The following is a 16,107-nucleotide window of genomic DNA, read 5'->3' as shown; positions in this document are numbered from 1 at the left end:
CTCAAACGAGGTTAAAATACATAAGCTCTACTGGCTTAGTTCACTAGCACACTGTTGAGTTCTCAAGCAACACACCGCAGATCGCGCCCCACCACGAGGCCTTACCTGAAGCGAATTGTTCCTAGCAGTTTGTGTTGGAACACCCACTCAACCAGCCGAAGCTGAGAGCTTGGTTCGTGTCCCGCGGCCACCCGGTTTCCCTGGCGACTTGGAGAACTTTACATGGCCACACACCCCCCGAAACAGGGGGGTACCTTAACCGTATTTTCGCAGGTCAGCGGCCACCACTCCGTGCTTCACCGTAGCGCGACGGAGGTGAACGCGGCAAGGCGTTTACGCTCGGGATTGCTCCGAGTACATTGCTTCTTATTGCACTCGAATATTGCACCGCCTAGCGTCGAAGACCTGACCAGGCACTCGGAGGTACAGCAGGTGAGCAAGGTTCTCCTCGACGGCGTCGAGTTCGGCTATGACGACGTGGGCACGGGCACGCCCCTCGTCCTCGTGCACGGACACCCGTTCAACCGGACCATGTGGCGGCCCCAGGCCGAACGATTCAGCCGAGATGGCTGGCGGGTGATCACGCCTGACCTGCGCGGATACGGCGATTCGCCGGTCGTGCCTGGCAAGACAGGGCTGGACACCTTCGCCGCGGACCTCATCCGGCTGGCCGACCACCTCGGCCTCGGCCGGTTCGTGCTCGGCGGGCTCTCCATGGGCGGGCAGATCGTCATGGAGACGCACCGCCGCTACCCCGAGCGCCTCGCCGGGCTCCTCCTGGCCGACACCTCCCCGCAGGCCGATACAGAAGAAGGAAAGAGAGTCCGCAACGAGACGGCGGACAGGCTGCTCGCCGAGGGCATGCCAGGGTACGCCACCGAGGTGCTTCCCAAAATGGTGACGCCGGAGAACATCCGTACACGGCCCGACGTCGCGAAGCACGTACTCGACATGATGCGGGCGAGCCCGCCTGAGGGAGCTGCCGCGGCACTACGTGGACGGGCCGAACGGCCGGACTACACGGCTTCGCTGGCGACTGTCGGCGTGCCCACGCTCATCGTGGTCGGCAGCGAGGACGAGTTCACGCCGGTCGCCGACGCGCGGCTCATGCACCGGCTCGTCCCCGGCTCAGTGCTGGCGGTGATCGACGGTGCGGGGCACATGCCTAACCTGGAGCGCGAAGCCGAATTCAACGACGTGTTCGGGCCCTTCTTGAAGACTGTCGGCCTCTAGAACGGTGAACCTCCCCATGACCACGCAGCAGAAGACCGTATTCGTGACCGGTGCCAGTGCCGGGTTCGGCGCCGCGATCACGCGCCGATTCGCCGCCGAAGGCGCGCTGGTCGTCGCGGCCGCCCGCAGCGAGGACAAGCTGGCCGCGCTCGCGAAGGAACTCGGCGAGAACGTCCTCCCGGTGCGCCTCGACGTCCAGGACGCGGAGGCGGTCAAGAACGTCGTCGGGGCGCTTCCCGCCAAGTTCGCCCAGGTCGACGTGCTGGTCAACAACGCGGGCCTCGCGAAGGGCCTGGAGCCGGCGCAGCGGGCCGAGCTGGACGACTGGGACCAGATGATCGACACCAACGTCAAGGGGCTCGTCCACCTCACCCGCGCAGTGCTGCCGGGCATGGTCGAGCGCGGCCGCGGGCACGTGATCAACCTCGGTTCGATCGCGGGCACATACCCGTACCCCGGCGGCAACGTCTATGGCGCGACCAAGGCGTTCGTCCACCAGTTCAGCCTCAACCTGCGCAGTGACCTGCACGGCACCGGCGTCCGGGTGACGAACGTCGAGCCGGGGATGGTCGGCGGCACGGGCTTCTCCGTCACCCGTTTCGGTGGCGATCAAGACAAGGCCGACAACGTCTACAAGGGGACGACGCCGCTCACCGCCGAGGACGTCGCGGAATCCGTCCTCTGGGCGGCGGGACAGCCCGAGCACGTCAACATCAACGTCATCGAGCTGATGCCAGTCGTCCAGAGCTTCTCCCCGCTGCAAATCTTCCGCGAGAGCTAGTGGTCCCTGAAGGCCACCTTCACGGCGTAAAACGCGGTGAAGGTGGCCTTCAGGGGCAGTCATGGGCTGGTTAGGGCGGCGGGGTCGAGTTGCCAGACGACGGTGGCGCCGCCGGTCGGGCCGTTCGCGGTGAAGACCGGTTTCGCGTGTGCCCTCAGCCAGGGCAGCAGGTCCGGGGAGGCGTAGCCGTAGCCCTGGCTCAGCGGGCGGCTCTGGGTCAGTACGTACCCGGCGCGGAAGCGGTGCAACGCCCCCACTGACGCCCAGGTCCCGACGCGGAGGTTGCGGCCCTCCCCGGAGTGCAGCGCGAACTGTGCGGTCGGGGTGGTCAGGCCGACGCGGGAGCCGGGCGGGAGCTGGCTGTCGAGCCAGGCGCGGGCCTGCTGGTAGCCGTTGTCGGTGACGCTGCGGGCGTGGATCCCGAAGCCCAGGCCCGCTACCAGCACCAATGCGGCCGCGGCGACCAGCGCCGGACGCACCTTGGCTAGCCAGCGGGGCGGTTCGGCGAACGTGATCCCGAGTGCGAGGACGCCGGGGACGACGACGAAGTAGCCCATCTGCTCTTCCAGCGTGCCGAAGCCGAGTGAGAAGAGCCCGAGCAGGCCCATCAGCGACGCGAACAGGCCGACGAGGCGTCGATCCCCTCTCGCCGACAGCAGCGCGAGCAGTCCGGCGGGCAGCGCGAGACCGAGCAGGACGTAGGACGTGCCGAAACGGCTGAGCTGGCCGAGAAGGGCGTCGAGCAGGCTGGGTGAGCTACCCGAGTTGAAGCCGCTGACCTGGTCGAGTCCCGCCATCCGCCGCAGGCCGCCGACCTTCGCCAGCCACCACTGGCCGAACCGTCCGGCGAACGCCAGCGCGACCAGATACCCGGCATACGGCAGCAGGCCGGTGCCGATGACCAGTGCGGCCGTGCGCGGCTGGATCGTCCGTCGCCAGAGGACGGCCAGCAGCACCGGCAGCAGGCCGGGGACCAGCGTGACGTCCTTGGCCAAGATCGCGAGCCCGATCAGCAGGCCGCCCGCGACGAGGTACGCGCGGCGAGCTCGGCCGCCCGGCCGGTCGAGTCCCACCAGTAGACAGAGCCAGCCCGCCAGCACCAGCGCGAATGCCGGGGTCTCCAGCATCACGCGGCCGTCGTTGCGCAGGACGAACGGGTCGGCAGCGAGCACCAGGCCGCCGACCAGCGCGATGACCGGCCGGGTCAGCCGCAGCAGCAGGGTGAACGCGAGGACGACGACGGCCACGCCCAGCACGGCGTTGACCCAGCGCAGCTGGAACACCAGCGACGTCGGATCCGGGGACAGGCCGAACAGCCGGGAGACGCCGCCGTTGAGCCAGAACGTCAGGGGCGGGTGCAGGTAGAACGGCTGCCCAGCAAGGTTGGGCCACTCGCCGCGGCCCGCGGACAGGGCGAGCCGGGAGTAGGTCACCTCATCGATGAACAGCTCGTTCGCGGTGGCCAAGCCCCAGACACGCATCAGAAGCGCGACGACGGCCAGTGCGCCACCGGCGAGGAGCAGCCGAGGTTTGGTCCAAGACCTCATCGAGCGGCCACCGCCGCGAGCGAACGCTCGACCCAGCCCGCCACCGCGCTCGGGTGATCCAACGCCGTCGCGTTGTCCGCGCTGGCAAGGAACGCCTGGGTCTTCTCTTCCCAGGTGAAGCCCGCACACGGCACCCCGCCACCCACGGCGAAGATCAACGCGTGCAGGCGCAGGCCGAGCACCCCTGCGGCCTGGCCCACGACGGCCTTGGCCAGTGCCGGGGGCAGCTGGGGGCCGACCACCGGGATCGGTTCGCCGAGACGCTCAGCCAGTTCGGCGGCGAGTACCGCGTCGCGGCGCGCCAGGCCGAGGCCGTAGTCCGCGTGCGTCGACAGGGCGAGCGCGGCGACGACTCCCCCGCTCTCGCGCCAGCGTTGGGCAGCGAGCTGGCAGGCGTCCTGCAGTGCGGTCATCCGGGCGAGGTCGGGCAACGCCTTCAGCGACAGCAGCAACAGAGGCGCGCTCCGGTCCACACCGGCTCCGGCAAGCGCGCGCTCGGCGGCCTCGTGGGACTCCGGCCGCAGGCCGAGTGCGAGGTCGCCGATGTTCGGCACGCCACCACCCAGCGTCTCGACGGACAGCCCGTCGCGGACGGTGATGCGCCCCTTCGCCGCGCGCAGGCGGCGCAGTACGGCAGACGGCATGCCCGGGTAAGCGCCGATGGCCAGGTAGGCGGTGTCGCGACCGGCGGCCTCCGCCGCGTCGACGACCCTGGGCAGCAGCCGGACCATCGGCGGCAGGCCCGCACCGAACATCCCGCCGCCGACCACCACCACGGCGTCCGACCAGCGGAGTCCCCTCGCGAACGACAGCGCCGCCATCGGGCGCGCGTCGACGCCGTGCAGCCATTCGACCACCCGGGGGTTGCGGGACAGCACGCTGACCTCGGTGCCCGGTGGCAGTTCCTGCAGGGCCCTGGCGAGCAGCGCCTCGTCGCCGGTGTTGCCGTTGCCGAAGTTCCCGATCACCAGCACCCTGGCCGGGCGCCTGCCCCTGGTCCGGCGCGCGCCGAGGCCGGCGAGCTGGTCGGTCACCGCGGCTTGGTCAGTCGACACGCGTGTGGTCCTCTCGTGCTTTCCCGTGGCGCCAGCGCCAGGTGTGTCCGATGTGGAGGGTCTGATGCGCCCAGCTGGCCAGCGGCAGCCCCGCGCGGGGCTGGGTGAACTGCAGGATCCAGGCCGTTCTCGGCCGGTCGCCGAGATTGGGGTGGGCGCTGTGCACCGTCTCGAACAGGTGCAGTGCGGCACCGCCGACCGGGAGCGGGACGTCCACCGCGGCCGATTCGTCGACGCCGATGGTCCGCTGCGCGCCACGTCGCTCCGGGACGGCTTCGTGCGGGAGCACCCCGCCGAGATGGCTGCCGGGGACGTACCGCATGCAGCCGTCCTCGGCGCCGACCTTGCCGGTCGGGATCCAGACGTTGAGCCTGCGTTCGGGCAGGCCGGACCGCTTGTGCACGCGGTCCTGGTGCCAGACGGTCTCGTACGCGCAACGCGGCGGCTTGCGGATGCTGTGATCGAAGCGGAACCAGGTGCCTGGACCCAGCAGCCGCCTCGCGAACGCTCGGCTCCGCTGGAACACCGCGCTCTGCCTCAGCGCCGGTGAGAGCACGGACGGGTACAGGATCTCCGGCACGTCCTGGCCGAAGTCGCCGCCGGTGGCGCCGAGGTCGAGCACGCTGGCGGGCGGGAGTTCGCCGAACCGGCCGAAGAGACGGTCCAGTTCGGCGGCGACCACACCGACTTCGGCCGGGGTGAACACCTCGGGCAGCGCGAGAAACCCTTGTGCGGCAAGGGACAACCGTAGGTCTTCAGTGACCGGGGCCGACATGCGCGGCCTCCTGGTCCGGTCGGGCAGCGGACACGTACGTCCTTTCCTGGTCGAGTGCGAGCCGGTCCCATGAGTAGGTGCGGGCGAATTCCCGGCCACGGACGCCCAGGCGCTCGGGGTCCGCCGCGACCTCGACAAGCGCGCGTCCGTAGGCGGTGACGTCGAACTCGGGGACCCGGACGCCCACGTCGCCGGGCACTACTTCACGCAGGCACGGGATGTCGAAGGCCACCACCGGACTGCCGCTGGCGAGCGCCTCCACCGCGACGATCCCGAACGTCTCGAAGCGGGACGGCACCGCGACCACCCCGGCCGAGCCGAGCAGTTCGTACTTCTCCGCGCCGGAAACCCAGCCCGCGAACCGCACCCGCGCCACGATGCCGAGGTCTTCGGCGAGCGCACGCAGCCTGCGTTCGTCGGGCCCGGTGCCCGCGAGGACGAGGTCGCCCGTCAGCCGGTCCCGTTCCGCGGCGAACGCGGTGAGCAGCAGGTCGAGGCCCTTCTGCGCGATTTCCAGCCTGCCGACGAACACGACGTCGGCGCCGCGCGGGACGTCCACCTCGAAGGCCGCGGGGTCGACGCCGTTGCCGACGACGTCGACCCGCACGGCCGGGTTCATCCCGCGCAGCCGCTCGGCGATGCCGTCGGACACCGCGATCAGCCGGTGGTGCGCGCGGACGCCCGCGCGTTCGACGAGGAAGAACGGGAGCTTGTACTGACGGGACTTTTCCTTGGCGTTGAGCCATTGCACCAGGCCGATGGTCGGCCGTCCCGTCCACAGTGGAGCGCCCATGGTGGAGATCGGCGCGAAGAAGTCTTCGACGACGAGATCGGCCTCGTAACGGCGGGAGACGAACGGCAGCACGACGGCGTAGCCTGCGATCCGGCCCAGGTAGGTGCGGCCGCTGCCGAGTCCGACGTGCACGTAACGCACCCCGTCCTCGACGCGGTCGACGCAGCCGGGCCAGCGGGTGGTGAGGACCGTGATGTCGTGGCGCTCGGCCAGCCGCCGGTTCATCTCGTGCGTCCGCAGCGCCCCGCCGCCCGAACCCGGCAGCGCGGGGTCTTCGAAACCCAGGTGCAGGATGCGCAGCCGATCACCAGGCATCGGTTGCCGCGAACCGCGAGCCCGCCACAAAGCCAACAGTCCTAATGCGACAGCGAGCACCAGCCACCCCGGTGTCGAACGCCGGGCCAGCAACAGGGCGGGAACCGCGGCCAGCGCCACGATCGCGGGTCCGGCCACGGCGAGCAGAGTTCCGCCAGGCAACGGAGTCAGCCGCAGCACCAGTATCACCGCCAGTACCGCGCCGACGCAGGTGCCCGCGCTCAGGCCGGTCACGCCGCCGAGCGCCCAGCCGGTCAGCAGTCCGCAGGCCAGCAGGCCGATCGCCCCGGCCAGTGCCGTGCTCGCGCGGCGGAACTGGGCCCCCGCCTGGGTGACGGTGATCAGGAGGGTGACGATGCCGTAGCCCAGTCCCGCAACCGCGGTGAACGGCACGAGCCGCGTCGCGTCGGGCAGGTGCGCGGGCACGATCAGGTTCAGTACCGGCCCCGGCACGGTAACCAGCAGAGCGACCAGTGGCAGGCCGAGCCAGCCGTACGCCCTCGCCGTCGACCGGAGCGCGCCTTCGGCACCCGGCCCGGTGAGCCGGGGGTACAGCACCACGGCCAGCGCGGCCGCGACGAACAGCGGCGCGCGGCCGAGCGTCCCGGCGAGCTGGAAGCCCGCGACGTCGTTTCCCGCGCCCGCGAGGACCGGGGACAACACGACGTCGGTCGCGGTGAAGACGCCCAGCAGCACCTGCGCGGAGGTCAGCCCGGCTGTCTCCGCCCAGCGTCCGCGTTCGCGGAGCCGGGCGGGCTGCCACGAAAGGTCCGCCCACGCACGACGTCCGTCCGCCGCGACCGCCGCGAGTCCGCCGCCGAGGAGCACGGCGGAGCCGAGCAGGAACCCGCCGAGCGCGCCCGCCGCACCCAGTCCCGCGGCGACCGCGGCGGCACCGGCGGCGACGCGCACGAGGACCTCCGCCACGCGCAGGACGGCCAGCCGGGCGAACCGCAGCTCACCCTGGAGCCAGCCGACAGCGCAGCCGGACAGCACGATCCCGGCGACCGCGATCGCCGTCGCGAGCACCGCTGGGCCCGGCGCGTAAAGCCCGGTGATCCCGCCGAGCAGGGCACCGGCCAGTACCGCGCCGACAACACTGACGCCCAGCGCGTACGCCATCGCCGACCGGCGCTCCGGCGAACCGGCCGGGTGAGCGCGCACGGCTTTGGCGAGCGCCCAGGGCACCGCGGCGGCCGCGGCGGTGCCGGAAAGCAGGAGCAACGTCTGTCCCGCCGCGAACACCGCGTAGTCCGCGCCGTCGAGCAGGTGCGCGAGCACGATCCCGTAGCCGTAACTGACCAGGCTGACCAGCACGGTGGCGCCGGCGACCTGCATCCCGGCCCGTGCGATCGGGGCGGGCCGCGTGGCGACCGCCGGACTCACGCCGGATCCGCGCCGACCGGTCGCGGCCCGGCGGCGACCCCGGCCAGCAGGTGCTCCTCACCCGCCAGCTCGATGCTGACCGGCTCGACGTTCCATCTGGCCAGCACGGCTTCCGCGTCCAGCTCGTCGCAGCCGTGCAGGAGCGCACTGCCGAACTCGCCGTCGACGGTGATCTGGTCGGTCGGCCTGCCGCGCGGCCGTTCGACGTCGCGGGGAATCCGGAACCGGACCGCCGTCGCCATGTCGGAGCGCGCTGACCGGCGGTTCACCGCGCGGTTTCCTTCCCTGCGGCCGATTTCCGCGCTCAGCACGCCCGCGAGCAGAGCGGCACTACGGTCCCAAGTGAACGCGGACGCCCACGCGCGGCAGTCGCCGGAGAACCGGAGGGCCACCTCGTCGTCGGCGAGGCCCCTCAGCGCGTCGATCATGGCTGGGCCGAGCGCGTCCGGGGCCGGGACGACCCAGCCGGTGCGTTCGTGCCGGACCGAGTCGTCGATCCCGGCGGCGGCGACCGCGAGGCACGGCACGCCGAACCGCGCGGCCTCCAGCACCGTGCAACCCCAGCCTTCGCCCTGCGAGGTGGACGTCGTGAGCCAGGCGCGCTGCATCAGCTCGTCGCGGGCGTCGTCGTCCAGCCTGCCGCGGAAGCGGACCGAGCCACGCAGGCCCAGCTCGCCCGCGAGCAGTTCGAGACGGCGCCGCTCAGTACCGTCGCCGATGATCTCCACCCGCAGGTTGGGGATGGCGGCGGTGACGTCCGGGAGCGCGCGAAGCAGCCTGTCGACACGCTTGTGCAGCACGAGCCTGCTGACCAGGACCACGGTCGGATGCGGGTCACGGGGACCCGCCCGGTGCACCGACGGCTCGTTTCCGTTGGGTACCACGAAAACCGGGCCGCGCATACCGAGCTTGGTCCGCATGTCGCGGCGGGTCGACGGCGAAACCGCCACCGTCGCGCGGTCGCCGTAGACGCGCTTGCTGACCGGGCCTTCGAGGAACCGGCCGACCACCGCCATCGGCTTGCTGAAGTGCACGCCGAACTGCTCCTGGTGCACGTGGTGCACCACCTGCACGACGGCCGACGACGGCGGCAGGAACAGGGGCGCGAAGAACGGGATGCCGTTCTGGCAGTCGAGGACCGCGTCGAACAGCGACCCGAACCGCACCAGCGACGAGGCCGCGGCGGCGTACACGCCGAACGTCCCACCCCGGCGCAGCACCTGGATTCCGTCGATGACCTCACGTTTCGACGCACCGGGCGGGCGCGAGGTCAGCCAGGTGACCTTGACGCCCTCGGCGACCCACCGCTTCGCGATCTGGTGGGCGTACAGCTCGGCGCCGCCCGCCTGCGGATGCCGGACGTCGCGCCAGTTGAGCACCAGCACGGACCTGCCGCGCAGACTGTCCACTGTCGTCATGCGCCCGCCACCATGAGCCGGAGCGCGGCGCGGAACGCGGGAACGCCGTCCCGCATCGGCCGGAAGCTGGAGCGCTCGTCGTCGGTCCAGGCCACCGGAAGTTCGACGACGGTGCCGCCGCCCGCCTGGACGCCACGCAGCAGCTCGACGTCGAAAGCGAACCCGGTGACCTCGCAGCTGGACAACGCGTGCTGGACGGCCTTGCGCTGGAAGAACTTGAACCCGCACTGGGTGTCGCTCACCCCGGGCACCATGCGGCGGGTGAGCGCGCGGAACGCCGCGCCGCCCATGCGCCGTCCGACCGGCTGCCGCCGCACGATCGAGGCGCCGGACGCGTACCGCGAGCCGATGACCGCGGTGGCCCCGTTTTCGAGCAGCTCGACGGCGGTGCCCAGCGCTTCGATCGGGGTGGCGAGGTCGGCGTCGACAAAGCCGACGAATCTCGCCGAGCTGGTCATCATTCCTCTGCGAACCGCGGCGCCCTTACCGGCGGTCGCGCAGCCTACGACGGCGATCGGCACCTCGACGCCGAACACCCCGGCGCGCGCGATTCGCGAAGTCGCGTCGGCACTTCCGTTGTCCACCACCACAATCCGCGAAGACCACGGGCTGGTGGCCAGATAACGCGAAGTGGCGTTGAGGACGTCGTAAAGTCTCTTGGCCTCGTTGTAAGCGGGAATGACGACTTCGAGGTCGACCACGGAACGTCGTTGGCCAGGCACTTCCAGCACCGGGGTGCTGCGCGCAGGCACTGCGGACACGACATCGCTTGCTGGGGTCACTGGGCCTTCCCTTGGTGAGCACGGTTCGCTGGATCGGGCCTTACCGCTCTCGGAGATCATCAGTGTGAGGGACCCTAGGGCACGTTCGATTGTTTCGTAACCCGTCTGGGTTAATTCCCCGTTACACAGAGACGTACTTTCTTGAGACAAGCTGGACTTACTCACTAGTTCGAGTGTGGGCGGAGAGAGTTCTATCACAGGAATATCTCAAACCTACTCACTCAACGTGATCATTCCACAAAGGATAGTTTGGAGCGGAAGAGTAGCAACCCCGAAAGGGGTGTGCAGCGTGACCGGAGATTCACCGGTTATCGGCACGACGTCTGTCCATAACTGTCACGCGCGTGTACGAAACAGAACCCAAAGTTCTGTGAAATTCACACAGGTGCGAAAGCCGAGAGGCCGAACAGCGCGAACAACTGCTGCTGCGCGTGATCGCGGTGCGTCAGTATCCGCTGCGTCCGCGGCCGTCCTCCGGTCGAGGGATAACGCAGAACGGTCTCGCCGATCCCGGCCAGCTGGTCCATCAACTCGCGCACGGACAGGTTCATCCCCGCGCGGTCGGCCTCGCGCCGCATGAGGTGGGTGACCGTCGCGGACAGGACCGACACCAGCGTGTGCACCGCGATCCGGTGGCGGGTCCACTCCCAGCGCGGGGCCGGGCCGGTGACGGCCTGGCCGGTGAGCCAGCGGAAGGTCGAGTCCAGGTGGTTGCGCGCGCGGTAGGCGGTGACGACCTCGGACACCGGCCAGTCGTCGTGGTCGGTGACCAGTACCTGCTTGCCGAAGAACTCCTCGTCGAGCCGGGCGACCGCGGCCTCGTCGACCCGCCAGGTCAGCCGGATGTCCCCCGGCCGGGCGCCGCTGAGTGTGGTCGACAGGACTCGCTCCACCCGCCGTCCCCGGGTGAGGCGCGCGATCTCGGCGTTGATCTGGGCCCGGTCGCCGCGGAGGGTGCCTGCCGTCAGCGCGGCGGCGAGCCCGGCGAGCTCACGGGTCGCGGTGCTCAGCTCCTCGGTCAGCGCGCGTGCCTGCGCGGCGTGCAGCGTCTCCGAATGGGTGAGGATCACGCGGCGGCGGACCCCGTCGACGGTCGCGCGGGTGTCGAGCGCGGTCAGCCCGGCGAACCGGTCGGCGTCGACGCGCTTGCGGGCCGACGCGGGCTTCGCGTGCAACTCCGGGTGCTCGGCCAAGGGGAGAGCGCCGACGAAGTGGCGTCCGCCGCCGAGGTCGAGCTGGGGTGCCTGCCCGGCGTTGAAGACCAGGGTGACCTCGCCAGGGTGGCGGGCGCGGAGCTCCCCGGCGAGTTCGGCGAACGGCGGGACTTCGACCCCGTCACGCGGGTAAACGTGTGACGCCAGCGGGATCGCGCCGTCGCGGGTGACGACCAGGCCGAGCCCGGCGAGCCCGCCGCGGCAGGCGGGCATCGAGCAGTCGGCGCTGATGAAGGTCGTGAACTGGGGCACGTCGACCGCGAGCGCGGCGTGACCGTCACCGAGGACCCCGTGGACGGCTTCGGCGATCGTGGTCTCGATACGGGTAACCCGTTCGGGGGTCAGCCGCTGCAGCGCTCGCCAGCGCGCGGCCGCCGAGAGCGCGGACCGGGCCGGGCGCGGGCGGACGAAGTCGTCGGCCGCGCAGTCGGCCCACCAGGCATCGGAGTCCGTGCCGGGCGCCGTCGAGCAGTGCAGCACCGCGAGCGCGAGGTGGGTCCCGAGCGTGGTCCGCGCCCGCTGCGGGCCGACGGCCTCGTCCACCCGTTTGACGAACTCGAGCATCTCCAGCGTCGCCCACACCGCCGCGACGTCCCCGAAGGTCCGATGCCGGGCGCCCTCGGGGGCGGACGTGGGGCCGGACACCGCCCGGCCGATCTCCTCGGCCGTCCCGAGGTAACGCTGAGAGACCACACGAGGCTCCCCGCCGACGCGCGCGGACTCGGCGAGGTAGTAGTACGTGCGGCCGTTGACGCGCTTGCCGACCACCGAGGACACACTTTAGGTAATACACGACCGCACCAAGATCAGCAACCAAGATCACGTTCTGACCTGCGGAAACACCAGGCCATACCGTTCGGGTGACGGGATGTCGGGATGCACACTGGCCGCAGTGGCGGCTTCGGACTTAGCGTGCGGGAATGGCATCCGATCCTGACTCGAACGCCCCCACCACCTCCGCGATGCGACGCGCACTGGCCCGTGCGCGCGACGGCAAGACCCTCGACGCCGCCGAAGCCACGGTCCTGCTGCACGCGCGGGGCGCCGATCTCGAAACACTTTCGGAGCACGCCTCCCGCGTCCGCGACGCCGGGCTCGCGCAGGCCGGACGGCCCGGGGTGGTCACCTACAGCAAGTCGGTCTTCATCCCGCTGACCCGGCTGTGCCGCGACCGGTGCGGCTACTGCACCTTCGCCACCGTGCCCGGCCGCGTCGAGTCACCGTTCCTGTCGCCCGACGAGGTCCTCGACATCGCCCGCAAGGGTGCCGAGATGGGCGTCAAGGAAGCGCTGTTCACCCTCGGCGACCGCCCGGAGGACCGCTGGACCGCGGCCAAGGACTGGCTCGACGCGCACGGTTACGACGACACGCTCTCGTACGTCCGCGCGATGGCGATCCGGGTGCTGGAGGAGACCGGCGTGCTGCCGCACCTCAACCCGGGTGTGCTGACCTGGCAGGACTTCCAGCGCCTCAAGCCGGTTTCGGCATCGATGGGCATGATGCTGGAAACCACAGCCGAGCGGCTGTTCACCGAAAAGGGTGGGCCGCACTACGGCTCCCCCGACAAGGACCCGGCCGTCCGGCTGCGCGTACTGGAGGACGCGGGCCGCAGCTCGGTCCCGTTCACCACCGGCATCCTGATCGGCATCGGCGAGAACCTGGCCGAGCGCGCCGACGCGCTGTTCGCGATCCGGAAGATCGCCAGGACCTACGGCAGCATCCAGGAAGTCATCGTCCAGAACTTCCGGGCGAAGGACGACACCAAGATGCGCGCCACCCCGGACGCGACGCTGGACGAGCTCGCCGCCACCATCGCCGTCGCACGGCTGGTGCTCGGGCCGAACATGCGCATCCAGGCGCCGCCTAACCTCATCGGGCGTCAGTTCGAGAAGATGCTCAAGGCCGGGATCGACGATTGGGGCGGCGTTTCGCCGCTGACACCCGACCACGTGAACCCCGAACTGGCCTGGCCGCGGATCGACGAGCTCAAGCGGCGGACCGAGGCGCTCGGTTTCACCATGAGCGAGCGGCTCCCCGTGTACCCGGAGTACGTCAAGATCGGCGAGCCGTGGCTCGACCCGCGCCTCAACGCGCACCTCGAGGCGCTGACCGACATGAAGACCGGTCTCGCGATCGAAGAGGCCATCCCGAAGGGCCTGCCGTGGCAGGAGCCGGACGGCGGCTGGCAGCAATCGGGCCGGACCGAGCTGCACGTCGAGGTCGACACGACCGGCCGGACCGAGGAGAAGCGCAGCGACTTCGACTCGGTGTACGGGGACTGGAAGGAGATCGGCGCGAACATCAAGGCCGCGCCCGCCGCCTTCGACCACGACGTCCTCGCTGCCTTGCGCAGCGCGGAAAAAGACCCCGCCGGGCTGTCCGACGAGCACGCGCTCGCGCTGCTGCACGCCGACGGCCGTGAGCTCGACGCGCTCACCAAGCTGGCCGACGACCTGCGCCGGGAGACCGTCGGCGACGACGTCACGTTCGTCGTCACACGGAACATCAACTTCACCAACGTCTGTTACACCGGCTGCCGGTTCTGCGCGTTCGCCCAGCGGCGCACGGACGCCGACGCGTACACGCTCTCGCTGGAGCAGGTCGGCGACCGCGTCGACGAGGCGTGGGCCGCGGGCGCGACCGAGATCTGCATGCAGGGCGGTATCCACCCCGACCTGCCGGGCACCGCGTACTTCGACCTCGCGGCCGAGGTCAAACGGCGTCAGCCGGACATCCACCTGCACTCGTACAGCCCGATGGAGATCGTCAACGGCGCTTCGCGGACGAACCTGTCGATCAAGGAGTGGCTGATCCGGGCGCGTGAGGCCGGGGTGGACTCGCTGCCGGGCACGGCCGCGGAGATCCTCGACGACGACGTCCGGTGGGTGCTGACCAAGGGCAAGCTGCCGACGTCGGCGTGGATCGAGGTCGTCACCACGGCGCACGCGCTGGGCATCTCGACGACGTCGACGATGATGTACGGCCACGTCGACACCCCGGCGCACTGGGTCGGGCACCTGAAGCTGCTGGCGAAACTGCAGCGCGAGGGTCTCGAAACGCACGGTCGTCGCGGGTTCAGCGAGTTCGTGCTGCTGCCGTTCATCCACCAGAGCTCGCCGATCTACCTGGCCGGGCTCGCGCGGCCGGGCACGACCCTGCGCGAGAACCGCGCGGTGCACGCGCTGTCGCGGCTGTTGCTGCACGGGACGATCGACAACATCCAGTGCTCGTGGGTCAAACTCGGCGAGGAAGGCTGCCGGGCGGTGCTGGAAGGCGGGGTCAACGACATCGGCGGGACGCTGATGGAGGAGACGATCAGCCGGATGGCCGGTGCCGCCAACGGTTCCTACAAGACGATCAGCGACATGAAGTCCATGGTGGAACCGCTCGGACGCCCGCTGGTGCAGCGCACCACGGACTACGGCAGGCCGACCGCGGAGCGCATCGCCGCGTCGAACGCTTCCGACGGCGTCGCGAGCGCTGTCCGCAAGCCTTTGCCGCTGGTCACCCTCTGAGCTGACTGCCCCTGAAGGCCACCATCACGGCGTTAAACGCCGTGATGGTGGCCTTCAGGGGCATTGCGGGAATAGCTGGAATCCGCCAGCAGGGACCACGCTCCGCCGGGATCCGCCACCCGCAGGTCAGGGCCTGGACGCGGCCGCCGTCGGCGGTGACAATGCGGCGATGCCCCACCTGCCCACCCCGACGCCGGATTCCGCCCCGGCCGACGCCGGGTCACCGGATCCCGCCGAGCTGACCGAACTGGACCTCGCGCTCGTCGAGGCGCTGCAGCTGGATCCGCGTACGCCGTGGACCCGGATCGGCACCGCCGTCGGGATCGACGCCACGACGGCGGCGCGACGCTGGGACCGGCTCGAATCCTCCGGGCTGGCCTGGCTGACCGCCTACCGGACCCTGCCCACCCAGACCGTCGGTTACCTCGACGTGGACTGCGCGCCCGGCCGGTTGCGGGAACTGACCGCCGAGCTGTGCCGCTGGCCCGCCGTGTTCAGCCTCGAACGCACCACCGGCAGGCACCAGCTGTTCCTCGGCGCGGCCGCGACCGACCTGCGAGCCCTCGACACGCTGGTCACCCACCGCCTCGCCGAACTCCCCGGCGTCACCTCGCTGCGGCTGACCGTCGTCACCCGGGTCTACCGCGAAGGCAGCGGCTGGCTGGTGCGCGCACTGGCGCCCGAGCAGCGCGCGGCACTCGACGGGACCGCGGCGCAGGCCCGGCTCGTCACCCCGGCACGCTGGAACGACAAGGAACTCGAGGCCCTGCTCGACGCGCTGTGTGCCGACGGCAGGCGCAGCTGCGCGGACCTCGCCCGGGACTGCGGCATGAGCGAATCGGCGGTCCGGCGGGTGCTGGCCCGGATGTTGCGCAACCACGAACTCGACTTCCGCTGCGACCTGGCGCATACGCTCGGCGGCTGGCCGGTGATCGCCACCTACCGGCTCGACGTGCCCGGCAACCGGCTCGACGGCGTCGCGAGGACGCTGGCCACCCAGCCGGAAACCCGGTTCTGCGCGGCGGTGACCGGCGAGCACAACCTCCTGCTGATGACCTGGCTGCGGACGCCCGCCGACTGCACCGACTTCGAAGCGCACCTGACCGGACTGGCGCCCTCGGCGCGCGTGACCGACCGGACGGTCACGCTGTTCATGCCGAAGCGCATGGGCAGGCTGCTCGACGCCGACGGCCGCGCGGTGGGTCAGCTGACGATCACCCCCGCCGCCTGACGCCCGCCGCACCCGCGACTCGTCGACGAATCGTGGTGTCTTGGTTCGCGTGAGACCACGAC

11 protein-coding genes are annotated in these 16,107 nt (G+C 70.6%); 4 read left to right on the top strand and 7 right to left on the bottom strand.

The features are described 5' to 3' along the window. Nucleotides 1-432: 432 nt before the first annotated feature. Both QMK34_RS43290 and QMK34_RS43285 read left to right on the top strand, forming a co-directional pair. Nucleotides 433-1,233 carry an alpha/beta fold hydrolase gene (locus QMK34_RS43290; RefSeq protein ID WP_326420652.1) on the top strand — a complete coding sequence of 267 codons (801 nt, stop codon included), beginning with the start codon at nt 433-435 and terminating at the stop codon, nt 1,231-1,233. 16 nt (nt 1,234-1,249) lie between these two features. Next, nucleotides 1,250-2,014, top strand: coding sequence for an SDR family oxidoreductase (locus tag QMK34_RS43285; protein WP_326420651.1), 765 nt, complete (start codon nt 1,250-1,252; stop codon nt 2,012-2,014). 59 nt (nt 2,015-2,073) lie between these two features. Here QMK34_RS43285 and QMK34_RS43280 read toward each other — a convergent pair whose 3' ends face one another. From QMK34_RS43280 to QMK34_RS43250, 7 genes are all read right to left on the bottom strand, one after another. Beyond that, entirely contained in the window at nt 2,074-3,561 is a 1,488-nt protein-coding gene (locus QMK34_RS43280) for an ArnT family glycosyltransferase (protein ID WP_326420650.1), read from the bottom strand. Then, complete coding sequence (locus tag QMK34_RS43275) at nt 3,558-4,616, bottom strand: polysaccharide pyruvyl transferase family protein (protein ID WP_326420649.1); 1,059 nt, start codon at nt 4,614-4,616, stop codon at nt 3,558-3,560. Before QMK34_RS43275 ends, QMK34_RS43280 begins: the two co-directional genes overlap by 4 nt. Further along, nucleotides 4,606-5,391 (bottom strand): phytanoyl-CoA dioxygenase family protein, encoded by a 786-nt coding sequence (locus tag QMK34_RS43270; protein WP_326420648.1) that lies wholly within the window; start codon nt 5,389-5,391, stop codon nt 4,606-4,608. Before QMK34_RS43270 ends, QMK34_RS43275 begins: the two co-directional genes overlap by 11 nt. Next, nucleotides 5,372-7,885, bottom strand: coding sequence for a glycosyltransferase (locus QMK34_RS43265; protein WP_326420647.1), 2,514 nt, complete (start codon nt 7,883-7,885; stop codon nt 5,372-5,374). The genes QMK34_RS43270 and QMK34_RS43265 overlap by 20 nt, the downstream gene beginning before the upstream one ends. After that, on the bottom strand, nt 7,882-9,303 hold the full coding sequence (locus QMK34_RS43260; protein WP_326420646.1) for a glycosyltransferase family 4 protein: 1,422 nt from the start codon (nt 9,301-9,303) through the stop codon (nt 7,882-7,884). Before QMK34_RS43260 ends, QMK34_RS43265 begins: the two co-directional genes overlap by 4 nt. Next, nucleotides 9,300-10,064, bottom strand: coding sequence for a glycosyltransferase (locus QMK34_RS43255; RefSeq protein WP_326420645.1), 765 nt, complete (start codon nt 10,062-10,064; stop codon nt 9,300-9,302). The genes QMK34_RS43260 and QMK34_RS43255 overlap by 4 nt, the downstream gene beginning before the upstream one ends. Before the next feature lie 398 nt (nt 10,065-10,462). Next, a complete protein-coding gene (locus QMK34_RS43250) occupies nt 10,463-12,076 on the bottom strand; it encodes an IS1634 family transposase (protein WP_326420644.1) in 1,614 nt (537 codons plus the stop codon). A gap of 185 nt (nt 12,077-12,261) precedes the next feature. On the opposite strand from QMK34_RS43250, the gene QMK34_RS43245 reads away from it, so the two are divergent. Both QMK34_RS43245 and QMK34_RS43240 read left to right on the top strand, forming a co-directional pair. After that, nucleotides 12,262-14,814, top strand: coding sequence for a bifunctional FO biosynthesis protein CofGH (locus QMK34_RS43245; protein ID WP_442785345.1), 2,553 nt, complete (start codon nt 12,262-12,264; stop codon nt 14,812-14,814). Nucleotides 14,815-14,983: 169 nt separating this feature from the next. Beyond that, on the top strand, nt 14,984-16,045 hold the full coding sequence (locus QMK34_RS43240; protein WP_326420642.1) for an Lrp/AsnC family transcriptional regulator: 1,062 nt from the start codon (nt 14,984-14,986) through the stop codon (nt 16,043-16,045). Nucleotides 16,046-16,107: the final 62 nt, after the last annotated feature.

The organism is Amycolatopsis sp. H20-H5, from assembly GCF_035828755.1.
Classification (GTDB): Bacteria; Actinomycetota; Actinomycetes; order Mycobacteriales; family Pseudonocardiaceae; genus Amycolatopsis.
This window is presented reverse-complemented; position numbering and strand designations above follow the sequence as displayed.